Here is a 22,737-nt window from a genome sequence, read left to right as displayed (position 1 = left end):
CAAGAAGAAGAAACCTACAACATCGTAGCTGCTCACGGTTACTTCGGTCGCTTAATCTTCCAATACGCTTCCTTCAACAACAGCCGTTCACTACACTTCTTCCTAGCTGCTTGGCCTGTAATCGGTATCTGGTTCACCGCTTTGGGTGTAAGCACCATGGCTTTCAACTTGAACGGTTTCAACTTCAACCAATCAGTAATTGATTCTCAAGGTCGCGTCATCGCTACCTGGGCTGATGTCATCAACCGCGCTAACCTGGGTATGGAAGTAATGCACGAGCGTAACGCTCACAACTTCCCCTTAGACTTGGCTGCTGGTGAAGTTGCTCCTGTTGCTTTGACTGCTCCTGCAATCAACGGTTAATCATAAAGTTTAGCTGAATCGAAACCGCCTCTCAGAAATGGGGGGCGTTTTTTGTTTGGGTGAATATTTGACAGTATAAAATACAGATATTAATTGTCAAACTATAGTGAGGTACGCATCCTGACCGCCCTGGTCTACCTCAATTAGATCAAATCCGCCGTATTGTATTATTTGTTTAAACTATTTGTTGAAACGCCGAAAATCCCAAGGCATTTGAGGGCGGCGTTGATTCCAAAAACCTAATTTCTGACTCTTTGCAGATTTCTCGGCCTGCAATAAACTATTTCTCAACTCTGGACAATTGCGCAGGAAATAGTGATAAACTACAGCTTGCCCCTCTTCGACCATACTTAGGCTAAGATTGCGATCGCCCACAAACACCTCAGATACTAAGCGATTATATTCATCAGTATATAGGGGTTTGAGGCTGACATCTTGTCCAATAGGCAGTAATTGTTTTAATGTTGCAGTTGATCTACTCCCCCAGGGCTTCTGTTTTCGCTCCGGTGCGTCGATACAAGCTAAACGTACAGTAACTGTTTGTTCATCCCTTTTCACCTCAATAGTGTCGCCGTCTATAATTCTCAAGACCCTAGTGGTGGTATGATTGGTATTCCCAGGGAAGAATTGACATCCTACTACCGCACCACAAAGAACCATAAAAACCAGAATTTTTTTCAACATTCTTTTGAACTCTCTGTGGGTAGATGACCTTGTTGCTGTCTGAGATAAAATCGGGCGTAGCGTTGGTTAAGTGCTAATAATTCTGTGTGGGTTCCTGATTCAACTATTTCCCCTTTTTCCATCACTAAAATGCGATCGCATCGGCGGACAGTGCTTAAGCGGTGAGCTATAATAAACACCGTGCGATTCGCCATCAGTCTTTCTAATGCTTCTTGTACTAATGCTTCCGACTCAGAATCTAAAGCAGATGTAGCCTCATCTAAAATCAAAATTTGCGGGTTGAGAAATACCGCCCTGGCGATCGCGATTCTTTGGCGTTGTCCACCGGATAAATTTACCCCCCGCTCACCCACCCAAGTATAGTAACCCTCTGGTAACTGACTAATAAACTGGTGAGCGTTGGCAATTTTAGCAGCTGCGGTGACTGCTTCCATGTCAAAATTATCTTGACCGAAAGCAATATTTTGGGCAATAGTTCCGGAAAACATCACAGTTTCTTGGGGAACAATACCAATTTGTCGCCGCAGACTATAAAGCTTAACATCGCGAATATCTACACCATCAACCAAAATCTTACCTGCTTGGGGGTCATAAAACCGAGGTAGGAGATTAACAAAGGTAGTTTTACCAGCACCGGAAGCACCCACTAAAGCGATGGACTCACCCGGTAATGCCAACAAATTGATATCTTTTAATACAGGTTCCCCTGGTTTATAGGTAAAAGACACGTGACAATATTCTACTTGCCCTTTCACCGGCGGTAAAGCGATCGCCTCAGACTTTTCTAATATCGTCGGTTGAATAGCCATCAACTCAAAAACCCGGTCAACGGATGCTTCACCTTGCTTAAATTCGTTGTAGTTATGAGTAGTATGACCAATAGGGTCAATTAACAACGCCGCCGCAGTTAAATAACTAAAAAACTCTCCCACCGTCAAGTTATTTTGGGCAATTTGCCATGCCCCCACTATTAATAAAAATATGGCACTGACAGCCTCTAGAAACCCCACTATAGGTATTTGAACTGCTTTGAGGCGGTCGGCGGAGTATTTAGCTTGAAAACTGCGTTCTGCTTCATTTCCAAACCGAGCAATTTCATAATTTTCTGCCGCAAAAGCTTGGACTAAACGGATACCGCTAAATACCTCCGTGAGAATTGCCGATAACCCAGAAACACGATTTTGACTTTTAACAGAGTACTTGCGTAAACGTTCACCAAACCAGCCAATTAAAACTCCCATCAGTGGCGCTACAATCACTGTAGCTAATGTTAGTTGCCAATTCAGGTAAATCATGTAGACAGGTATAGCCACCAGCTGCAAAATACAAGGTATAAAGTCGTGAAAGACCTTATTCACAACTTCCCCCACCCGGTCAACATCTTCAGTGAGGCGGTAAGATAAATCACCCGCTTTTGCCGTTTCAAAATAGCTCAAATCCAGTTTTTGCAGATGGGAGTAAACCCGCTTGCGGAGGTCAAAAGCTACCCTTAAAGCCACCTTCGCCATGTACATATCTTGCACAGACTGAAAAAATCCCCGCACCAAAAAGACTAAAAGCAGCATTCCGGCTAATTGAGCGATCGCTACTATATCACCCTTACCAAAGGGTTCAGCCAATCTACCCGCAAGATTAATTAAGGTTAAAGTCGCCAGTACATAACCGATAATCCCCACAAATCCCTTAGTAATATTTTGCCAATGGGGTTTCAGATAAGGTAATAATTGCCAGTAATGAGAACGAGTTTTCAAGCTGTAAATTCCACAAAAATATTTTTTCTTGTTGAGACATTATGACATTAATCTTGGCCCTAGATTTTGGCGGTACGAAGTTGGCCGCAGCACTGGTAAATATTGGTTCTAGGGAATGGTTACGCCATGAAAGTTGTTTATCTCCAGATGATGGTAATGCTACCACGGACCTAGAAATCATGTACTCGCTGATTGACTCTTTACTACAATCACAAAAACCTGATGCAATTGGTGTTAGTTTTGGCGGACCCGTAGACGCCACCACTGGAACTGTGCGACTATCTCATCATGTTGCTGGTTGGGAAAATATTCCCCTTCAAGATTTACTACAAGATAAATTTACTGTTCCGGTGAGTGTAGATAATGATGCTAACGTCGCCGCTTTAGGAGAATATCGCTTTGGTGCTGGTATAGGAAACAACAGCTTGTTTTATATCACCATTAGCACTGGTGTAGGTGGTGGTTGGATAATCAACGGCCAGCCTTGGCGGGGTATGGGGGGAATGGCGGGTGAAATTGGACACATGGTTATAGATCCTGCTGGTCCTGTGTGTTTGTGTGGAAAGCGCGGATGTGTGGAACGGTTAGCTTCTGGCCCTTATATGGCGCATAATCTGCGGGAAACTTGGCAAAATCAACCCCACAGAGGCGAAATATTACGGAGGTTGGTAGGTAATAATTTAAATTTAATTACGGGAAAGGTAGTAAGTGCTGCTGCATCCCAAGGTGATGAATTAGCCCAGGAGATTCTATTCAAAGGTGCTTGGGCTTTGGGTGTGGGTATTGGTAACGTGGCGAATTTGATTAACCCCCACTTGTTTATTTTAGGTGGAAGTGTAATTAAATCAGGGGATAATTGGTGGGATGTAGTCCGCAAAGCGGCGCGAAAAACAGCTTTACCAGAAATTGATTTGACAATTGTTCCGGCCGCTTTGGGTGATGATGCACCCCTTTGGGGGGCTGTGGCTTTGGCTGAATTAGCTTGGTAATTGCTATATTATGGGCAACAAGCCTCACAAAAACCCCTATTGTATTGAGTACAGTTAAGTGCCAATTTATTGATACATCTGGGTAGCTTTGAGCATATGGTAGGTAATAATCAACTGTGTGAGCGCCAGAGGATAACTTTGCAAAGTTTCCCCAGTAGTTCCCGCAACTTTTCCTAGTTCGGGATTAACTTCGCGATCGCACACGTTGAGTAAGTAAGGCATATCGGAACATAAAATATGCTCTAATTTACTTACCTGTTCTAAAGTCGCGTGACCATCAACTTCCAGCACATCCACAGGTTTACTCATATCCCGGTCTAACCCTAAACGGATTGCCGAATCAGAATTACCATCAGTTAAGTTGAGAATTGAGGTAAAATTAGGATGGGGGATTGTCGGTCGTAACACTAACCGCACATTTAAATGTCCATTGCCATCATCAACATCATCACTAGGGGAATAAAAACTCACCACTATATCAGACCATTGTCGTTGGGGACGAATAAAATTTTCTGAATCTGGTTCACGCTTTTCTAGTTCTGCCAAAACTTCTTCGGGAGTATACCCCCGCTTTTGGGTATCGCGTTTAACTTTCCATTGGGCGCGTAGGGGTTCCGGGGGCGCTAAATATACTTTCACGTCGTAGGCTTCACGAGCTACCCTAGTAGAATAACCGAGCAACCCTTCAATAATCACAAACTTCGTAGGTCGGATGTATTGTGGCGGCTCAAATGTACCTGTTTTGTGGCTGTAAACCGGTTTGAGAATGGGCTGTCCGGTGCGTAAAAGGGATAAGTGCTGCTGCATAATATCGAGGTGATTACAGTCAGGATGCAGCGCCGTGATGCCAATTTCTGCACGTTGTTGACGATCATAACGGTGATAATCATCGGTACAGATGACGGTGACATTTTCAGGTCCTAGTACCTGAGCAATTCCTCTGGTCAGTGTTGTTTTACCTGCGGCGCTGTCACCGACAATTCCCAAAATGATTGGACGTCCCATGATTCCCCTCCGGATATGAACAACAAGTACAGTAATAAACGTTTTTAGTTAATTTGTATATTTTAGAAGGTAATTGACCCATTAACTCAACTCAAACATCCTGCGTAACATCTCTATACATTTGATTTATTCGCGTTTACTTATAATTAAGTAGGTCAATATAGTTAAACATCAATACATCCAACACCTGTTTGATAACTATTGAATCTCCTTATTAAGTTTTTTTAAGTTGAGTTAATTAGGTGTTTTTAGTGCTTAACTCGGTACTCAAAGAAGTGTTGCACATTCGGGGTATGTGATGCTTTTTAGTATATACCAGAGAGGTAAAGCAGTTTTGGGAATCAAGACGGACTAGGGATTATGGTGACGCTGAATATTTCAGATTCCGACAAAATTGATAAGTTTCGGCATCTTCAGTTAAGTTTATGCGATCGCTGGCCGACTATTGAACTATTTGACAATAGTGAGGCGGATATTTTAATTATTCCCTCCCTGAGCATCGACCAGCATGAACTGCATAAAGTAGAAGGCTGTGAGCATTATGAAGAAAGATTACTATTTTGTTTGATGCGGTTGCGAAATCCCCGCACTAGACTAATTTATGTCACTTCCATGCCTTTGCATCCTAGTATTATTGATTACTATTTACAATTATTACCAGGAATCCCATTTTCCCATGCCCGCAATCGCCTGTTACTACTTTCCACTTATGATGCTTCCCTCAGACCTCTAACCGCCAAAATTCTAGAACGTCCCCGGTTGCTAGAGCGGATTCGCCAAGCATTAAGGCTAGAAAAATCCTTTATGACCTGCTACAACTCCACATTTTTAGAGGCGGAATTATCTTTACAATTAAATGTACCATTATATGCAGTCGCCCCAAACCTACAGACCTGGGGGACAAAAAGCGGTAGTCGCCAAATATTTGCAGAAAGTGGAGTACCATTACCAGACGGTAGCGAAAAGGTATGGAATCACCAAAATTTGGCAGAAGTTGCTAGTGATTTATGGGAACGCCAACCAACACTACAAAGAATAGTAATCAAACTCAATGAAGGAATTTCTGGGGAAGGAAACGCCCTATTAGATTTGCGCCCCATCATGGATGTAGCACCAGGGAAAGTTCCTCGCAGCCAAACAATAGCCACAATCGGCGATCGCTTCTCCACTATGCGCTTTCAGTCCGCAAAAGAAAGTTGGGGGAATTTTCGCGCACGGATTACGGAACTAGGGGCGATCGCAGAAGCATTTATAGAAGGAGAAAATAAGCGATCGCCCAGTGTCCAAGGACGCATCACACCTAGTGGAGAAGTAGAAATTCTCTCCACCCATGACCAAATTCTAGGCGGTCCAGACGGACAGATTTATCTAGGTTGTAAATTTCCCGCTGATTCTAGCTATCGGTTACAATTGCAGGAATTTGGTTTAAAAATCGGTAAAAAACTCGCCGAAAAAGGCGCATTAGAAAGATTTGGCGTAGATTTCATCACCGTTGACCAAGGAAATGGCCAATGGGACATTCAAGCCATTGAAATTAACTTACGTAAGGGTGGTACAACTCACCCCTTTATGACCCTGAAATTATTAACCAACGGACGTTACGACCTAGCCACAGGGTTATTTTACAGTCAACAAGGGCGGCCTAAATACTATATAGCCACCGACAACCTGCAAAAAGACCCATATCGGGGATTACTACCCAACGATTTGATGGACATTATCGCCCATCACCGGCTGCACTTTGATAGCGGTACCGAAACAGGGACGGTTTTTCATCTTATGGGTTGTCTTTCCCAGTTTGGTAAATTGGGATTAACCAGTATTGGCGATTCCCCACAACAAGCAGAAGACATTTATAACAAAGTCGTCCATGTTCTGGATGAAGAAACCCGCCGCGACAATCCGGATCTACCTTTGTTCTCAGATTACACTTTTCCTATAGCCGGGGATGGATATAACTAGGGAATAGGGAGGAATTTTGCACCCATACCCAGTCTTGATACTTTTTTTTGTCAGTGTCAACGTGACTGCGAATAAACTCGCCAGCGCCTTACCCCCATGTCTAAAACCAGACGGTTCTGGTCGGCGCTGGTATTGCGGTCAAATTTATGCAATATAATCCATGAAAATATGGCTAAATCAGGGTTTCAACCATAGTTGTTACCCAATTATCACCAAATCCATCAGCAGTTATTCCAGGTTGGCATAATAGCATACCAAGCTTTAACAACTAACTACCCCGGTGTAACTACACACCCAGAGCAGAACTACAATTACAGTTGCAGCTTATTTAATCAACTTTTTGGAATCATGCTGACCTATTACCATTTTGACCTGTGGGCGATGGTGAAATTTTCGCGGAATTTGGTAGTTCCATCTCATTTTTAGCTAACCAATCTTCAATAAGTTCAGCGGAAACATCAGACATATTCAATCCTTTAAAAAAGCAAATTGTTTTAAACCTGTCTTTAATTTCAGGGGGAAGGTAAACCCGAATCGAAGCTTCTCCTTGTGCCACACTATACTCCAAGTAATAAACTTATTAACCAGTTTATTCGTGTAATGGTTCATCAGGGAAAAATATTAACTAGTTGACTAATGCATCAGTTAATTGGTATAGTATCACCTGTACCCCAGGAAAGAGAAGTAAATCTATCCGAAAGATGACACATAACAAAGGCTATAGCATCCAGAAAGTGTCAGCACCAGCAAATGAATATCACAGGCGCAATAGCAAGCAAATTGATCTCAATTTGCTTAAATTAGCTGCAATAAATACCTGTAAGCAAAAGACAGCAGAAAAAATCTGTCAAAAAATGTTTCATCGCCAAACTACAGACTAAAAGCCACAAAAATCAGCAATAGCTTCATAAAAACCGATTTTTAGCCAAAAATTTAGGATCACAAAACTCCAATCAATTATTTATTTCAAAGCTGAGAAATGCTAAAAAATTTCTGGTACGCTTGTGAATTTACCTCAGCCGTTACTAACAAGCCTAAACAAGTTTTGATGTTAAATCAGAGATTTGTTCTCTATCGCAATTCTCAAGGCGAAGTAGTTGTATTAAAAGACCAGTGTTCCCATAGAGGTGCAGCATTATCTCTAGGTTGGCGAGAAGACAACTGTATCCGTTGTCCCTATCATGGATGGAAATTTCAAGCCGATGGGAAATGTGTAGAAATCCCTGCTAATGAAATGGGAACACCAATTCCACCCAGAGCTAATGTCAAGAGCTACCCAGTACAAGAAAAATATGGTTTTGTCTGGATATTCTACGGAGATTTACCAGCAGAATCACGTCCACCCATTCCTCCGTTCCCAGAATATCAAGACCCCAAAATGCATCCAATTTACTTAGAATATGAGATGCAAACTCACTATACCCGTGTCATAGAAAATGCACTTGACCCCGCCCATCTTTATGCAGTTCATGGTAACTCCTTTGGTGCGGGCTTGGCAGAGGATACCACAGTAGATGAATATGTCATTAAAGATGAAGATTGGGGCATAAGTACCAAAATTATCTACAGGAATTATACCCAGCCCAAAAATGGCATCTTTAAATCTTTTTTCGGTCCAAAAAAGACACAATTAAATGCCAAAATTAGCTTTTACCTACCCAATATAACTAAAATTGAAAGTGACTTTGGTCGTGGTAAAATTATCAACTATGCTATTCATGTTCCCGTTAATGACCAGAGAACCATTAGTAAACGAATTCAACTGCGTAATTTCTTTACCTATGCTTGGGCAGATAGATTATTTATCAAGTTTCATCATCAAGTTGGTTTAGAAGATAAAATAGTCACAGAGTCACAAATTCCCCAATTAATCCCAGATAATTTAACAACTGAAGTTCATGTTGCTGCTGATGCTATGAACCTGGCTTATCGCCAGATACGACAAAAATATTTAGCTATGGGATGGGGTTTGAATTATCATCAAAATCAACGAGAACGGTCATTGACAAAATAGATTTGATTTATTTTCACTTGTGAGGCTAATAATTATGAAAAAGTAATTACCCGTTACGCCAATTACACAAAGAAAAAGGAAGTAAAGGCGCTGATGTTGAAAAACTTTTGGTATGCTTGTGAATTTAGTTCTGCAATTACCAATAGGCCAAAGCAAGTTTTGATGTTCAATCAGAGATTTGTTCTTTATCGCAACTCTCAAGGAGAAATAGTAGCTTTAAATGACCAATGTCCCCATCGCGGGGCTGCTTTTTCTCTGGGTTGGATTGAAAAGGATTGTATCCGGTGTCCCTATCATGGCTGGAAATTTCAAGCTGATGGCGAATGTATTGAAATTCCCTCTAATCCACCTGATACCCCTGTACCTAAAAAAGCTCGTGTTCCTCACTATCCAACCCAGGAAAAATATGGTTTTGTCTGGCTATTTTATGGTGATTTACCAGCAACAGAACGCCCTCCTTTACCGACTTTTCCAGAGTACATGGTATCGACTATGCGCCCTGTATATGACGATAGTATAGATAATGCCAACTATGCTCGGCTCATGGAAGCTAATCTTGATTTTACCCATGTAATCGCCGTCCATAAAAAATCTTTTGGGCAGAGAATACCCATAAATACAACTATTAACTATCAAGTTGATAAATATGATTGGGGTGCTGTGGCTAAGGTTAACTATGAATCTTTAGGTAACTCCAAAAGTTTCTTAAACTTTTTATTGGGTGGACGACCAGAACTGAAAACAAAATTGACCTTATATCTACCTAATGTTACTCTGGCAGAAATTAGTGTGGGTCGCGGTAGTAGGTTTGATGTCAAGTTTGGCGTTTTAGTGGCTCACCTACCTATTGATGATCATACGACTCGTGTTAAACGGGTGTTATATCGCAATGTTTTACCATTTCCTTGGCTTGATGGATTTTTTAGAAAGCTTGACCACAAATTAGCACAAGAAGATACAGTAGTGGTTTCAAGTTTAAATTCTCAACCAATACCAAAAATATCAGAGGAAGTTCATGTAGCTGCTGATGCTTTAGATATTACTTTTCGGCGGTTTTTGCAAAGCTTTCAGACTGACTTTGATGGATTGAGTCAGGATAAAAACTAAAAGATAGGGAACCCCAGATCAGAAGGTTTTATTTTGGGTGCTGAGTTTATATGGGGTTGAGTTTTGTAGCAATAATGATTTCTGGTAGATAAATACACGCAGGTTGATATAAGTATTTGACTAATACTGGGGAGATAAGTATGAACCATGTACTGGAAAAAATCACTGAGGAACTAGGAATGCGTGGAGTTATTGATAAGTTTTTCAGGCGGATGTTTGATAATACTTGTCAGGCTCTGGAAGCGTTGGATGGTAAGCATCTGTGTGAACAGTCCTGGAATCGTGACCAGGAGGGAGTCTGGAAGGTGGGTGAAAGTAGTCAAGATGCTATCTATATTGACCGGGTTCTGCACAATGGTAATGTGTTGGAAAAGGTAGGGGTGAATTATGTAGCCATAGAAGGTGAGTTACCTCCGGGAATGTCTTTTCAGCAATCGGGCGCTCTGGGTACAGATGTAGCTGATAAAATCACCCGCAGTCAGGCTAACCGCTATTTCGCTACAGGTTCTAGTTTTGTCATCCATCCCCATAACCCCATGGCTCCCACTGCTCATGCTAACTACCGCTATTTCGAGATTTGTCATGGTGACCAACCGGTTTATTGGTGGCTCGGTGGTGGTGCTGATTTAACACCAGCATATCTGTTTGAGGAAGATGCAGTTCATTTTCATCAGGTGCATAAACAGGTTTGTGATCAGTATGATTCTTCTTATTATCCGCGGTTTAAACGGTCATGTGATGAATATTTCCACATACAACATCGCGGTGAACACCGCGGTATTGGGGGAATTTTCTTTGACCATTTAAATAATCAAGATCCGCAAAAACTACTTGATTTTGTGACTGATTGCGCTGATGCTTTTATCCCTGCTTATATGCCAATTTTGGAAAGGCGTAAAGATATGTCTTTTACAAAGCTAAATAAGTATTGGCAACATCTGGTACGTGGGCGCTATGTAGAGTTTATCTTATCATGCGATCGCGGGGTGCGTTTTGGTTTAGCTAGTGGTATGGTTAACCAACAAAGTGTTTTTAACTGTATGCCTCCCTCTGCTAGTTGGGAATATGATGATCAACCTATTCCCGGTAGCAAAGAAGCTATGTTAAAAGAAGTCTTGAAAAATCCTCGGGAGTGGTTGTAAATCGGTTTTGATGGCTCCCAAGATGATGGAACACAATTTAACATCAAAATTTAATATCAAACCAACATATAGCGACTACAGGTAATGAAGAAAGACTTTACTTTTAACAAAACCAGAAAAGATACATCTTTGAGCAGTGACATAGAAATAGATATGGCATTATCATGTCTGAATGCTTGTAAATATGTACTAGTGTGGATAATTCTACTTTGCCTGTATTCCAGTATATAAATAATTTATTCAATCAGAAATGACCATGGAAAAGGAACTAGTTACAGGTAATCTCCGCATGGAAGATATCATCAATCTAGATGAATCTAAAGCCATGAATTTGTTTCGCAAGAGATTACAAAGATACAAAAATCTGGTTGCAGAAAAAGGAGATGCAGCCGCTTTTGAACAAATGATGGCAAAATATCCTGAACAACAAAAGGCGCTGATGGGTACTTTTATCGAGCATAACACCTTAGCGAAAGGTTTCACCCAAGCTGCACCCTTGCTGGGATTAATGGGTTTTGTGATGGATGTGGTAGATATTTCCCAAAATGGTACAGATGCAGCATTAGAAATACAAAGAGTTTGCCCAGTTTTATCCTTGGCGAAAGAGTACGGTTTTGATAGTCCTTGTCGTGTCTTCTGCGAAATGGAACAAGAAGCTACCAGAAGAGCTTTTCCGGGAATCAAGGCGGCAATTTTGAGTAAACAAGCAGAGGGTGACTGTGTTTGTGTATTCAAGTATGAAAGAAGTACAAATAATTTACCGGTGATGAACACAGACAATAAAATTACTTTATCTCAGGTAATGTCTCGGTTTTTTGATCTCATAGGATTAATTCCTAGTTTGTGCGCAATCGGTTGTAAAATGCTGAAAATTCGTTTTTTTCACTAGTATCAATTCCCATTAATTATAAAGAATTTGTGATTAATTAAACAGTTGCTGGGACATAAAACACAAGATTCTTAAGAAACAACTATAATTTAAACTAAAGTTATGAGTGGTATACTTACAGACTTAAAAAAGATTATTGCCGGAGAAGTTAGTAACAAAGAATCAGACTTAGAAGCAGTTTCTCAAGATTTTGGTAACATTATTAAAAAACAGCCCCAAATTGTCATCCGTCCGCAAGATTCTAGTGATGTTGCTCAAGCAATTAAATATGCTGCTCAACAGGGTTTAACAATTTCCTCACGGGGTGCGGGACTTTCTTTAAGTGGTCAATCTTTGAATCAAGGGGGAATCCTCCTAGATATGAGGAATCTCAATCAAATTGATGATTTCCGCCCCGATGAACTCTGGTTCCAAGCTGACCCTGGTGTGACTTGGAAGCAAGTTATTGATACTGCTATACCTGATGGTGTAATTCCCCCAGTCCTGACCAATAACTTTGAAGTGACTTTGGGGGGAACTCTCTGCGCTGCTGGTTTAGGTTTGAGTTCTTTTCGTTATGGTTCTCAAGCTGATAACTGTTTGGCTTTGGAAGTTGTGACGGGGACTGGGGATATTCTTTGGTGTACACCGGAAGACAACAGCGAACTTTTCTATCATGTTTTGTGTGGCTATGGTCAATTTGGTATTATTACTAAAGTTAAAAATCGTCTGAGGAAATATCGCCCTTACACTCGCAGTTATTTTCTTTGCTATGACGATTTAGATAAACTTTTAGATGATGCACGTGGGTTAGTCACAGAAGGTCGGATAGATGGTTTAGTATCTTTGTTTTCACCCTGCTTGCAAGGAATGAGCAGAAAAGAAAATCAGATCAAACCATTAATTCAATGGTTTTACAGGATGCAAATTACTGTAGAATTTGATGCTGTCAATCAGGTAAATGATGCAGAATTACTGGCTGATTTAAATTTTTATCGCCATATCCACACTGAAGACTTGACTTTTGAGCAGTTCATTCAACCATTAGGTCAAGTTCCTCATCCTGTCAATACTGCTAATACTTGGATAGATTTACTTTTACCTGGTTCTAGTGCTCAGGAATTTATTAAGATTGCTCTGGAGCGTATACCTAATTTCTTGGATTTCCGCACTTTACCTATAGGTTCTTTTTGTCTCAATTCTCGCCATCATAAATTACCCATGTTTCCTTTACCGGATGATGAGTTAATTATCGGTTTGGGAATGTATCCGAGTATTCCCCAAACTCAGGTGGAAGTTGTGTTACAGCAGTTAAATTTACTGACTGATTTGGGCTTCCAAATGGGGGGTAAAAGATATATGGCGACTTGGGCGGAATTTGATTTACCAAAATGGCGATCGCAATTTGGTGATTACTGGTTGACCGTCAATGAAATCAAAAGGAAATACGACCCCTGTGGGATTCTGAATCCTGGTTTCTTCAAGTATGAACACCCCGTCGGTGCTATATAAGGAAATAGAGAATGTTGCGAAATTCTGAAAATTCCTCTCTACTCCCCCCCAATTTTCGCTGGTTATTGGCTCTGGGTATGACCTCGCTCACAGCTATGGGGGTGGGTATCCTGTCTATAACTCGTCCGCTCAATACTCAAACCCCAGGGGTGACTACCAAAGTTAGTCAACCAGTGATTTCAAAAGTGAATGCGCTCGGAAGATTGCAACCAGCTGGTGAAGTCATGAGAATTTCGGCTCCTACTGATGTTAGTGGTGCTAGTCGTGTGGCGCAACTTTTGGTTGCTGAAGGTCAGGAAGTACGCGATGGAGATGTGATTGCTATTTTGGACAATCGCGATCGCTTAGAAGCTAATGTTAAGGAAGCACAGCAACAAGTGCGAGTGATGAAATCACGGTTAGCTCAGGTAAAAGCTGGCGCACAACCAAGTGAAATTTCCGCCAGAAAAGCAACTGTGAGCAATCTGCAAGCACAGTTAGATGGTGAAATCCCAACCCAGCAAGCTACCATCGCTCGCTTAGAAGCTCAGTTACAAAATGCACAGATAGAATTGCGCCGTTATGAAAATCTTTATCAAGAAGGTGCGATCGCTATTTCCACTCTTGATACTCGCAGATTAACCTTAAAATCCGCCCGGGAAGAATTGAATGGTGCGCAAGCTAATTTAGCCAGAACACAACGCACCCTCACCGCCCAAATTCAGGAAGCTAAGGCTATTTTAGCCCAAACAGCAGAGATACGTCCTACAGATGTGGCTATAGCACAAGGAGAAGTAGATCGGGCGATCGCCACTGTGGAAAAAATGCAAGTAGAACTAGATTCAGCATATATTCGCGCCCCACAAGCGGGTCAAATTCTCCAGGTTCAAGCTCATCCGGGTGAAACCATCGGTGAGGGGGGAATTGTGGAACTTGGTCGAACTAATCAAATGTATGCGATCGCTGAGATATATGAAAGTGATATCGGTAACATTCGCTCTGGTCAAATTGCGACTATTACTAGTCCTAGTAATGCTTTTGAGGGTGAATTAAGGGGAGTAGTGGATGGTATTGGCTTTCAAGTGGCGAAGAAAGATGTGTTAGACAGTGACCCCACCACAGCTACGGATGCTAGGGTAATTGAGGCTAAAATTCGTTTAGATGCAGCATCTAGTCAGCAGGTAGCTAATTTGACTAATCTCCAAGTGAATGTAGAAATACTTACCAGTCAAGATGTGAGTAAGTTAATTAGGTAAAAGTCATAAACATACTGGGTGTTGCTCTAGTTTTTTTATCCTTTTTTTTCCTTAAATCTTAAATATTTATGTTTAAACGGAGAATCCCTTTGGCTTGGCGACAATTAATGAAGCAAAAGGGGCGGTTTTTAGTCGCTATTTGTGGTATTACTTTCGCTGATTTTTTGATGTTGATGCAGTTGGGCTTTCAGTCGGCTTTATATGATAGTAATACCAGATTTCATGAAGTTTTACAAGCGGATTTAGTCTTGGTTAGTCGCCAAGGGCAAAACTTAGGGCTTCTGAGTAGTTTTCCTCGTCGCCGTTTGTTTCAAGCTGCTAATTTGTCGGAGGTTGAGTCGGTTAATCCTGTCTATGTTCGTTTAGGTGTTTGGAAGAGTCCCCAAACTAAGTTAGATGAGTCAATTTTAGTGATTGGTTTTAATCCGGAAAACCCGGCTTTTAATTTACCGGAAGTCAATCAACAATTGGCTACGATTAAATATCCTCATACTCTATTATTTGACCGCAATTCTAGCGGAAAATATCAACAAGCGATCGCCCAAATATCTCAAGGTCAACCCGTCATCACAGAATTACAAGGGCGTAGGGTGCAAATTCAGGGTTTGTATGAGGTGGGCGCTTCTTTTGTGGCCAATGGTAGTGTCATCACTAGTGACCAGAACTATTTACGGATTTTTTCGGGACAAAAACCTGGTCAAGTTAACTTAGGTTTAATCAACCTCAAACCTGGTAGCAATGCTGATTTAGTCGCCAAAGCCTTAGAGTCCTACCTGAGTGATGATGTCCGAGTTTTCACCCATCAAGAATTTATTGATTTTGAAAAGCAATATTGGCGAGAAAATGGGGCGATTGGTTTTATTTTTTCCCTGGGTGTCACCATTGGCTTTTTAGTGGGTGTGATTATTGTTTATCAAATTATTTATAGTGATGTTATGGATCACTTGCCGGAATATGCCACACTTAAGGCTATGGGTTATCGCAATATATATTTAATGTTTGTTGTTCTTCAGGAAACATTAATATTAGCTATCTGCGGTTTTATTCCCGGTGGTTTAGTATCGTTTTTTATGTATAATTTTACCCGTAATATTACTAAATTACCATTATTTCTCACCCCTGAGAGACTCATTTTTGTACTGTTATTAACAGTGAGCATGTGTTTAATCTCCGGTGCGATCGCCATGGGTAAATTAAAGTCAGCAGATCCAGCCGATATTTTTTAAACAAGAATCAATCTATAATTATAAAACTATTCAGGCACTATTGGCATACCATCTTTTAGATTCAAAACGCCTGAAGTAACAATTTTATCTTCTGATTGTAATCCTGCCAAAACTTGGTAATGATCATCTCTAATATTACCTAATTGCACCCGTCTTTGGCGAGCTATAAGTTGAGATATCCCTTGTGGTGATTCCTCTGTTGTCATCACATAGACAAAAGTTTCCCCACCTACGCGAAACACTGATTTGGTAGGGATTAATACCCCAGAACGCTGATTCCAAATCACTCTCGCCTGTACTAATTGATCAGGTCGTAACTGACCTTCCGAATTATTAAACAGTGCTTTAACCAAAACTTCTCGCCGCTCATTTTTAGCATCAGGAGTAATTGCAGATATTTTACTACTACTTATCACCTCAGCTTGTGGATTCAACACTTCCACGGCCATTCCCTGACGTAATTGGGTGCTTTGTTCCACCGGGACAAAAATATGCAGTTCTAAGGGTTGATTTTGAGAAACAGTAACTAGTGGTGTAGAAGTATTGACTAAATCACCTACTCTCACAGAAATATTACCAACTGTACCGCTAAAAGGTGCTGTAATTGTATAACTCTGGGGGTGGAGTTGTTGACTGCGAATCTCGGACTGGGTTTGTTGCAAGGTTTTTTCAGCTTGTGAGATAGTCAGTTGCTCTCTTTGAATCTGAGCATTAATCGCCCCAAGATCAGCCTTAGTTGTAGCCACCCGATTAGCATACTGATTTCGCGCACGTCGAGAGATAGCTCCCTGGGTTGCTAGGTAAGCATACTTTTGATAATCCTCTTCGTGCAATTGTAAATCAGCAACTTGAGATTGGCGTGCTGCTTCCAGAGACTCAAGTTTAGCACGGGCATTTTCCCGTTGTAACACAGCAGTTTGATAAGTAGCATTAAGCTCAATTGTTGCTGGTCTAGAATCTACTTGGATAATTGCCGTTCTGGCTGTAACTTGATCCCCTGGTTTGAGAAATATTTGGGTAACTTGTCCGGGAATTTTCGACTTGATCTCTACCGAACGCCCAGACTTTAAGCTAGCAACAAAATTTGAACTTTCATCGACTATACCAGAGCGTACTGTTAACACCTTGACCCTGACGCCGGGAGTTTTAATATTAGTAGGTACTGCTTGATGTGTAGGAGTCAAAACACGCCAAAATATAGCGCTACCACCTGCAATAATTAGTATAGAAACTAACAATAATCCCTGCCATCTTCTTTCTGGCAACCTTGGCTGATATGACTTTGGCGAATGATTATCTCCAAAATTATTTGGCGGCTCAGGCAATGTCATGGCTAACTAAATATAAATAACTCAATAGTAAGTCATGATTCGATATTTTGCCATCATAACCATTCATTTAGGATCATACTTACTTAAAAATTCTGTGTCATATATTTTAATATAATCTTGAATCAATTATCTCTAAATCTATCCCAGGTTCAATAATTAACAAGATTATTAAGCCCTCCCCTAGTTCAGGAGAGGGTGGGGCTGAGGGTTGATAAATCCTCAGAAAAACAGATTAATACAACCGAATATTAGTAATATTCCCTTGTATCTGTGTTCTTACGAATTACAAATTATAAATTACTCATCCCCTTGGCAAATAGCCCAGAAATAAAAGGTAAGATATCCCGGCGTTTGGCGTTAGCTTTACCTTCAGTAAATACAACTAAGATGTAGGGAAGCTGTTCTGATAACTCAATATAAGCTGCGTCATGACGAACTTGACTGGTCCAACCGGCTTTTGACCAGATTTGAGTATTTTGGGGAAGTCCACCCCCCAAAAAACCTGTTACCTGATCCTCTTCTACATCGGTGGGTAAATGATTGGGGTTAAGACTACGTTTGAGCAAATTCATCATGGCTTGCGATCGCTTACTAGACACTGCCACCCCGCCCACAATACTATGAATTAGCTTGGCCACCGCATTAGTGGTCACCATATTGCGATTATCGAGCATCTCCCCATAAAATGCTCGTTCCCTGCCATAGGGACCATCACCCCAAGTTTTTTGACAAATATTAATTGTCTCCAACTCTTCCCAACCCAAAGACTGGTAATAGCGGTTAATAATATGACGTTGATATTTCCAAGTTTCAAAGGGTGCGCTTGGTAACTCTGGACCGGAAGTAGTGCCACTCAGGACATCTACAATTAAGCTAGTAGCATCATTGCTAGAGTCCACAATCATATCAGTTAAGGCGCGTTCCAACTCCTGACAGGGTGGGGTCATACCTTTTTCCAGCCATTCGTGGACAGCGACTAAATAAAACAATTTGACCACGCTAGCGGGATAAATTCGCTCCACCCCCCTATAAGTAAAACCACGGGGTATATGGCTCCAAAAAGCATCAGGAGTCAAAGCACCACCAGTATTTACAGGTACTGGAGGATCATAAACAATCCAAGTTATAGCCACTTGGTTACGGGCTAAACTGGGAAATGTTGCCCAAGTTGCCTCTAAAATATCATTACCAAGATTTTCGAGTTGTTCGTCTTTTCTAAAGAAAATCATTGCAGAATGCTCTCTAATTCAGAATCCCCAATCCTCAAGACATCGGCTCAAGAATACCAGTGTATTGCTAATTTGAATTTATATGATTCTCCTGAATGTACAAGCCTGAGCACTCAAGCAGCTACAGGGCGACATTTGCGGGTCACATTAAATCATCAGTTCTCAGCATTGGAGGTGTATTTATGTGAAGATGACTATCCAGGGTGGGTATCTTGTGCCGACTTGGATATATTACAACCTGCTACCACACTTTATCAGGCCAAATCATTTTCCCAGTCTGAGATCACAAAATTACTCCCTAATGTGATTAATTTTACCCAAAAAGCCATGGAACAGTCTAATTATTATCTGTGGGGTGGTACAGTCAGTCCGAATTACGACTGTTCCGGGTTAATGCAGGCGGCGTTTTTGTCGGTAGGGATTTGGTTACCCAGAGATGCTTATCAACAGGAGGCTTTTACCCAGAAAATTCATATAAATGAATTACAACCAGGGGATTTAGTTTTTTTTGGAACTGTAAAAAAAGCCACTCATGTAGGGCTATATTTAGGCGATAATTCTTACATTCATAGTTCGGGAAAAGACCAGGGACGCAATGGTATTGGCATTGATATTCTCTCGGAACAGGGGGATAGGGTAAGTCAGTCATATTATCACCAGCTGCGGGGCGCAGGTCGGGTGATTCAGAGTTATCAACCACACAGAAACTAAGGACGTTAATATGAGGAGTGGCTTAATTTCCCAGGGTTTAAATCAGGAAAATGGTTCAAGTGGGGTAGTTGTCCCCGATGTTTCGGTGGTAGTACCAGTGCGGGATGAGGTGGAAAGTTTACCACTTTTGCTCGAAGCGATCGCTACTAGTGTCAGCGCTAGTAATTTCAGTTATGAAATCATTTGCGTGGATGATGGTTCTACAGACGGATCGGCGGAATTTCTCAAGTCACAAGCGTTAATACGTAGTGATTTAAAAGCAGTGCTATTACGGCGAAATTACGGACAAACTGCGGCAATGGCCGCTGGGTTTAATTATGCGATCGGTAAAGTGATTGTCACATTGGATGCTGATTTGCAAAATGATCCGGCGGATATCCCTTTATTATTAGCTAAGTTGGCAGAAGGTTATGATTTAGTGAGTGGTTGGCGACATCAACGCCAAGATGCTTTAGTTTCCCGCTTAATTCCTTCTAAAGTTGCTAATTGGCTAATTGGTAAGGTGACGGAAGTCAAGTTACATGATTATGGTTGTTCCCTCAAGGCTTATCGGTCGGAGCTTGTAGCTGATATGAATCTCTACGGGGAACTGCACCGATTTTTACCGGCTTTGGCTTACATTGAGGGGGCGCGAATTACTGAAATTCCCGTACGTCATCATGCGCGGCGTTTTGGCCGCAGTAAGTATGGCATTTGGCGCACCTTTCGCGTCATGATGGATTTGTTAACTATTTACTTCATGAAGAAGTTTCTCACCCGTCCCATGCACGTTTTCGGGTTGCTGGGATTGGGATCTATAGTTACAGGTATGCTGCTGGGTATTTACTTGAGTTTTATTAAATTGGCTTTAGGGGAGTCAATTGGTAGTCGCCCTTTGTTAATTTTGGCGGTGCTGCTGTTAGTCACTGGGATGCAGTTGTTTTGCTTTGGTCTGTTGGCTGAGTTATTGATGCGTACTTACCATGAATCCCAAGGTCGTCCCATCTATCGGGTGCGGGAAGTAGTAGCCAAAAATGTTAAGTAACGTAACAATATGAGAAACACTCTGGAACTAAACTGACATTTATTTTGAAAGCTATTCAGACCTTAGACAGCCAACTTAGACGTAACCTGCTGATTTTGTTTACCGCAGGTTTATTATTCTGGTCTAGCATTGCCTCATTATTACCCACTCTGCCCCTATATATCGAAGATATTGGCGCTACCAGTCAAGAGATTGGCATTGTTATGGGCAGTTTTGCCATCGGGATGCTACTATTTCGCCCTTGGTGTAGCAGTTTAGCAGACCGTCGGGGTCGTAAGATTGTGTTGCTCATTGGGATGTCAGCAGTGGCTATTGCACCTCTGGGTTATGTGTTAGCAAAGTCAATTATCCCATTAATGGTGTTACGCGCCTTTCACGGTATCAGTATTGCCGCTTTTGGTACTGCTTATGTAGCATTGGTGGGAGATTTAGCCCCTCCTCACAATCGCGGTGAGGTGATTGGCTACATGAGTCTAGTCAATCCCCTTGGTGTGGCTATTGGGCCAGCTATGGGGGGATATTTACAAGCTGCTGCTGGTTATACTCCCTTATTTCTGTTGTCCGCGGCTTTGGGTTTTGCGGGAATGTTATGTATTGTCCCCCTGGGGAATCCATCTGTTGCTCACCAGCTGGACAATAACCCTGAAAATAATCTATTCTGGCGATTATTATGGGCTCCTCGTGTGCGTGTTCCGGCAATAGTCATGCTGTTGATTGGTATGGTTTTAGGAACTTTACATACTTTTGTGCCTTTATTTATCAAATCCACTAATGTAGATTTGAACCCAGGACTATTTTACACAGTGGCGGCGATCGCCAGTTTTAATGTCAGGCTATTTATTGGCCGCGCTTCTGATAAATATGGACGGGGTTTATTTATCACCCTGAGCTTAATTGCCTTCACCTTAGCCATGGTTGGTATATGGCGAGCTAACAGCGCCCCTATTTTCTTACTCTCAGCATTTGTCCAAGGTGCTGCTTCGGGAACTGTAATTCCCATGATGGCGGCGATGATGACAGACCGCGCCCAACCCCACGAACGCGGGCGGATATTTGGCGTCTCTTTAGTAGGATTAGATGTTGGTATTGGGGTCGCGGGTCCGGTTCTGGGTGTCATTGCTGAACAAGTAGGTTACCGCCAGATGTTTGGTTATGGTGCTGCTTTGACTTTTCTAGCCATGATTATATTTCTCACCCAGTCCAGTCATAACCTGAATAATTCTCTCCGCTTTGCTTTGGGGCGTGGTGAAGATAGTTACGCCTTAGATAGATAATTCCAAGTATAGGAAAAGGCAAAAGTGATTTTTAAAAGTAAAAATCATTTCTGCCTTTCTTAACGGGCGAGGAGGGATTCGAACCCCCGACACCGTGGTCCGTAGCCACGTGCTCTAGTCCGCTGAGCTACACACCCTTACAACAAAATAATCTTAACACTACTATGAAAATAATGCAAGGCCATTTTTTATTTAATTCTGCCGAACTAACACACCTGAATCATGAGGGGTAAGCACAGATGGTGAATGTGTCTGCTAAAGTTGAGTAAGTACATGGCTCAAGTCTCAAATAAATCCTTATGCCTCCTCGTTGGCCTCGCAAACCCGACCGCAAAGATCCAGATTTCCGCAAGTTAGATGACCGGATGAATTTTGCTGTCCATGTAGCATTGACTACGGCTGTTAATTCCGGTTTATGGTTTGTCCACAACTTAAAATCGGCCACCTGGGAATGGCTACCCTGGTTAACCGCAGGTTGGATATTAGTATTGTTGGTGCATCTGATTTATATTAGTGCGATCGCCAACTATAGCGAAACTCCACCCAAATCTACCTGAAGATTGATTATTGCGGCTAGGGGATTGTAACCTGTGGTGGTAGATCCCAATACATAATTGTGCGATCATGCGAGAAACCCTGACATTTAACGCTCTTTGTTGATATAAGGTGATTTTTATGGCTACAACCAACACCGCTGAAATACTCGAAGCCCTAGCTGCTGAAATTGGCGAAGCGGTATATATAGATATTGCCAAATGGCATCTTTATTTATCTGATGCCAAACTACATACTGTAGTTGCTGAACAGATGTATCCCTTAATTACTTCCCAGACTGTCAATGAAGACACTGTTATAGCAGTATTAACATCTATCCCAGTCAAAATTGGCGGTGGGAGGAAAGAATTACCTTTAAATGATCTCCTCCCACTACAATGTCAAGTCAACTTGGTAGATATTTTAGAGAAATATCAACGCCAGATTTAAGTTCTGCTCGGTTGAGGTGAGGCAGTATATCTTCCCCAACAAAAGGATGAGGGGTATTTTCCATTGTACCTTCAAATTTATTGAGGTGATGAATATGTTTTTACAACTCAAAGATTCAGGTGATATTATTAAAGTCCTTGATTTTCAGGAATTAATTGATCCTAATAGTCGGATCATCCGCGCCCAAGACCAATTAGGTCAAGAAGAACAAGAACCTGAAACCTATCAAAAACAGAATCTTGTATTTCCCTCTGGTGAAAGCCTACCGCTTTGTTGGGTTGATCCCAATTATCGACATCCTCAACTTTGCACCTCTGCTCACTAAC

Annotated in this window: 21 protein-coding genes, 1 tRNA gene and 1 pseudogene; 16 read left to right on the top strand and 7 right to left on the bottom strand. The window is 41.6% G+C overall.

Annotation, left to right across the window (positions count from 1 at the left end; translation table 11 throughout):
* Nucleotides 1-363, top strand: a pseudogene (locus NWP21_RS14780) (photosystem II q(b) protein); the annotation flags it as partial.
* Nucleotides 364-543: 180 nt separating this feature from the next.
* Here NWP21_RS14780 and NWP21_RS14775 read toward each other — a convergent pair.
* Both NWP21_RS14775 and NWP21_RS14770 read right to left on the bottom strand, forming a co-directional pair.
* Entirely contained in the window at nt 544-1,047 is a 504-nt protein-coding gene (locus tag NWP21_RS14775; RefSeq protein WP_271733061.1) for a thermonuclease family protein, read from the bottom strand.
* A complete protein-coding gene (locus NWP21_RS14770) occupies nt 1,041-2,798 on the bottom strand; it encodes an ABC transporter ATP-binding protein (protein WP_280793259.1) in 1,758 nt (585 codons plus the stop codon). The genes NWP21_RS14775 and NWP21_RS14770 overlap by 7 nt, the downstream gene beginning before the upstream one ends.
* A gap of 41 nt (nt 2,799-2,839) precedes the next feature.
* On the opposite strand from NWP21_RS14770, the gene NWP21_RS14765 reads away from it, so the two are divergent.
* Nucleotides 2,840-3,787 (top strand): ROK family protein, encoded by a 948-nt coding sequence (locus NWP21_RS14765; protein ID WP_280793258.1) that lies wholly within the window; start codon nt 2,840-2,842, stop codon nt 3,785-3,787.
* A gap of 66 nt (nt 3,788-3,853) precedes the next feature.
* On the opposite strand, the gene NWP21_RS14760 is transcribed toward NWP21_RS14765, so the two are convergent.
* Nucleotides 3,854-4,792 (bottom strand): phosphoribulokinase, encoded by a 939-nt coding sequence (locus tag NWP21_RS14760; RefSeq protein ID WP_280793257.1) that lies wholly within the window; start codon nt 4,790-4,792, stop codon nt 3,854-3,856.
* Between the two features lie 360 nt (nt 4,793-5,152).
* Between NWP21_RS14760 and NWP21_RS14755 the strand changes: the two genes are divergently transcribed.
* Nucleotides 5,153-6,754 (top strand): peptide ligase PGM1-related protein, encoded by a 1,602-nt coding sequence (locus NWP21_RS14755; protein ID WP_280793256.1) that lies wholly within the window; start codon nt 5,153-5,155, stop codon nt 6,752-6,754.
* A gap of 346 nt (nt 6,755-7,100) precedes the next feature.
* Here the strand turns inward: NWP21_RS14755 and NWP21_RS14750 are convergent, their stop codons facing one another.
* The gene (locus NWP21_RS14750; RefSeq protein WP_271762733.1) at nt 7,101-7,310 is read right to left on the bottom strand and encodes a plasmid partition protein ParG; all 210 of its coding nucleotides are present in this window, start codon (nt 7,308-7,310) and stop codon (nt 7,101-7,103) included.
* Nucleotides 7,311-7,733: 423 nt separating this feature from the next.
* Between NWP21_RS14750 and NWP21_RS14745 the strand changes: the two genes are divergently transcribed.
* The 7 genes from NWP21_RS14745 (at nt 7,734) to devC (ending at nt 15,858) form a co-directional block, all read left to right on the top strand.
* Nucleotides 7,734-8,768, top strand: coding sequence for an aromatic ring-hydroxylating dioxygenase subunit alpha (locus NWP21_RS14745; protein ID WP_271733047.1), 1,035 nt, complete (start codon nt 7,734-7,736; stop codon nt 8,766-8,768).
* 93 nt (nt 8,769-8,861) lie between these two features.
* Nucleotides 8,862-9,875: an aromatic ring-hydroxylating dioxygenase subunit alpha gene (locus NWP21_RS14740; protein WP_271733045.1), complete on the top strand. Its 1,014-nt coding sequence runs from the start codon at nt 8,862-8,864 to the stop codon at nt 9,873-9,875.
* 140 nt (nt 9,876-10,015) lie between these two features.
* Nucleotides 10,016-11,017 (top strand): oxygen-dependent coproporphyrinogen oxidase, encoded by a 1,002-nt coding sequence (hemF, locus tag NWP21_RS14735; protein WP_280793255.1) that lies wholly within the window; start codon nt 10,016-10,018, stop codon nt 11,015-11,017.
* A gap of 256 nt (nt 11,018-11,273) precedes the next feature.
* Complete coding sequence (locus NWP21_RS14730; RefSeq protein WP_271733042.1) at nt 11,274-11,906, top strand: hypothetical protein; 633 nt, start codon at nt 11,274-11,276, stop codon at nt 11,904-11,906.
* 102 nt (nt 11,907-12,008) lie between these two features.
* Nucleotides 12,009-13,397 (top strand): FAD-binding protein, encoded by a 1,389-nt coding sequence (locus tag NWP21_RS14725; protein ID WP_280793254.1) that lies wholly within the window; start codon nt 12,009-12,011, stop codon nt 13,395-13,397.
* 11 nt (nt 13,398-13,408) lie between these two features.
* Nucleotides 13,409-14,632, top strand: a complete 1,224-nt coding sequence (locus tag NWP21_RS14720; protein ID WP_280793253.1) for an ABC exporter membrane fusion protein — start codon at nt 13,409-13,411, stop codon at nt 14,630-14,632.
* A gap of 68 nt (nt 14,633-14,700) precedes the next feature.
* Nucleotides 14,701-15,858, top strand: a complete 1,158-nt coding sequence (gene devC / locus NWP21_RS14715) for an ABC transporter permease DevC (RefSeq protein ID WP_271733037.1) — start codon at nt 14,701-14,703, stop codon at nt 15,856-15,858.
* A 26-nt stretch (nt 15,859-15,884) separates the two neighbouring features.
* On the opposite strand, the gene NWP21_RS14710 is transcribed toward devC, so the two are convergent.
* On the bottom strand, nt 15,885-17,189 hold the full coding sequence (locus NWP21_RS14710; protein WP_280793252.1) for an efflux RND transporter periplasmic adaptor subunit: 1,305 nt from the start codon (nt 17,187-17,189) through the stop codon (nt 15,885-15,887).
* A gap of 290 nt (nt 17,190-17,479) precedes the next feature.
* Nucleotides 17,480-18,418 (bottom strand): serine hydrolase, encoded by a 939-nt coding sequence (locus NWP21_RS14705; protein WP_280793251.1) that lies wholly within the window; start codon nt 18,416-18,418, stop codon nt 17,480-17,482.
* Nucleotides 18,419-18,424: 6 nt separating this feature from the next.
* Between NWP21_RS14705 and NWP21_RS14700 the strand changes: the two genes are divergently transcribed.
* Genes NWP21_RS14700 through NWP21_RS14690 form a run of 3 tightly spaced genes read left to right on the top strand, consistent with a single transcriptional unit; the run spans nt 18,425 to nt 21,427 of the window.
* A complete protein-coding gene (locus NWP21_RS14700; RefSeq protein ID WP_280793250.1) occupies nt 18,425-19,129 on the top strand; it encodes a C40 family peptidase in 705 nt (234 codons plus the stop codon).
* Between the two features lie 10 nt (nt 19,130-19,139).
* On the top strand, nt 19,140-20,153 hold the full coding sequence (locus tag NWP21_RS14695; protein ID WP_280793249.1) for a glycosyltransferase family 2 protein: 1,014 nt from the start codon (nt 19,140-19,142) through the stop codon (nt 20,151-20,153).
* 44 nt (nt 20,154-20,197) lie between these two features.
* The gene (locus tag NWP21_RS14690; RefSeq protein ID WP_271733026.1) at nt 20,198-21,427 is read left to right on the top strand and encodes an MFS transporter; all 1,230 of its coding nucleotides are present in this window, start codon (nt 20,198-20,200) and stop codon (nt 21,425-21,427) included.
* Between the two features lie 63 nt (nt 21,428-21,490).
* Here the strand turns inward: NWP21_RS14690 and NWP21_RS14685 are convergent.
* Nucleotides 21,491-21,564: transfer RNA gene (locus NWP21_RS14685), tRNA-Arg, on the bottom strand.
* A 162-nt stretch (nt 21,565-21,726) separates the two neighbouring features.
* On the opposite strand from NWP21_RS14685, the gene NWP21_RS14680 reads away from it, so the two are divergent.
* From NWP21_RS14680 to NWP21_RS14670, 3 genes are all read left to right on the top strand, one after another.
* On the top strand, nt 21,727-21,984 hold the full coding sequence (locus NWP21_RS14680; RefSeq protein WP_271733024.1) for a 2TM domain-containing protein: 258 nt from the start codon (nt 21,727-21,729) through the stop codon (nt 21,982-21,984).
* Between the two features lie 118 nt (nt 21,985-22,102).
* On the top strand, nt 22,103-22,411 hold the full coding sequence (locus tag NWP21_RS14675) for a DUF3181 family protein (protein WP_271733023.1): 309 nt from the start codon (nt 22,103-22,105) through the stop codon (nt 22,409-22,411).
* A gap of 94 nt (nt 22,412-22,505) precedes the next feature.
* Nucleotides 22,506-22,736 (top strand): acetyltransferase, encoded by a 231-nt coding sequence (locus NWP21_RS14670; protein WP_271733022.1) that lies wholly within the window; start codon nt 22,506-22,508, stop codon nt 22,734-22,736.
* The last annotated feature ends 1 nt before the right edge of the window (nt 22,737 follow it).

The organism is Anabaenopsis sp. FSS-46 (assembly GCF_029891665.1).
GTDB lineage: Bacteria > Cyanobacteriota > Cyanobacteriia > Cyanobacteriales > Nostocaceae > Anabaenopsis > Anabaenopsis arnoldii.
Note: the sequence above shows the minus strand (reverse complement) of the source record. Positions and strands in the feature narration are given on the sequence as shown.

Bases quoted from the DNA above. Each gene is read 5' to 3' on its own strand.
- NWP21_RS14775 (WP_271733061.1), bottom strand. From the start codon at position 1,047: ATGTTGAAAAAAATTCTGGTTTTTATGGTTCTTTGTGGTGCGGTAGTA.
- NWP21_RS14765 (WP_280793258.1), top strand. From the start codon at position 2,840: ATGACATTAATCTTGGCCCTAGATTTTGGCGGTACGAAGTTGGCCGCA.
- NWP21_RS14760 (WP_280793257.1), bottom strand. From the start codon at position 4,792: ATGGGACGTCCAATCATTTTGGGAATTGTCGGTGACAGCGCCGCAGGT.
- NWP21_RS14755 (WP_280793256.1), top strand. From the start codon at position 5,153: ATGGTGACGCTGAATATTTCAGATTCCGACAAAATTGATAAGTTTCGG.
- NWP21_RS14745 (WP_271733047.1), top strand. From the start codon at position 7,734: ATGCTAAAAAATTTCTGGTACGCTTGTGAATTTACCTCAGCCGTTACT.
- NWP21_RS14740 (WP_271733045.1), top strand. From the start codon at position 8,862: ATGTTGAAAAACTTTTGGTATGCTTGTGAATTTAGTTCTGCAATTACC.
- hemF (WP_280793255.1), top strand. From the start codon at position 10,016: ATGAACCATGTACTGGAAAAAATCACTGAGGAACTAGGAATGCGTGGA.
- NWP21_RS14730 (WP_271733042.1), top strand. From the start codon at position 11,274: ATGGAAAAGGAACTAGTTACAGGTAATCTCCGCATGGAAGATATCATC.
- NWP21_RS14725 (WP_280793254.1), top strand. From the start codon at position 12,009: ATGAGTGGTATACTTACAGACTTAAAAAAGATTATTGCCGGAGAAGTT.
- NWP21_RS14720 (WP_280793253.1), top strand. From the start codon at position 13,409: ATGTTGCGAAATTCTGAAAATTCCTCTCTACTCCCCCCCAATTTTCGC.
- devC (WP_271733037.1), top strand. From the start codon at position 14,701: ATGTTTAAACGGAGAATCCCTTTGGCTTGGCGACAATTAATGAAGCAA.
- NWP21_RS14710 (WP_280793252.1), bottom strand. From the start codon at position 17,189: ATGACATTGCCTGAGCCGCCAAATAATTTTGGAGATAATCATTCGCCA.
- NWP21_RS14705 (WP_280793251.1), bottom strand. From the start codon at position 18,418: ATGATTTTCTTTAGAAAAGACGAACAACTCGAAAATCTTGGTAATGAT.
- NWP21_RS14700 (WP_280793250.1), top strand. From the start codon at position 18,425: ATGCTCTCTAATTCAGAATCCCCAATCCTCAAGACATCGGCTCAAGAA.
- NWP21_RS14695 (WP_280793249.1), top strand. From the start codon at position 19,140: ATGAGGAGTGGCTTAATTTCCCAGGGTTTAAATCAGGAAAATGGTTCA.
- NWP21_RS14680 (WP_271733024.1), top strand. From the start codon at position 21,727: ATGCCTCCTCGTTGGCCTCGCAAACCCGACCGCAAAGATCCAGATTTC.
- NWP21_RS14675 (WP_271733023.1), top strand. From the start codon at position 22,103: ATGGCTACAACCAACACCGCTGAAATACTCGAAGCCCTAGCTGCTGAA.
- NWP21_RS14670 (WP_271733022.1), top strand. From the start codon at position 22,506: ATGTTTTTACAACTCAAAGATTCAGGTGATATTATTAAAGTCCTTGAT.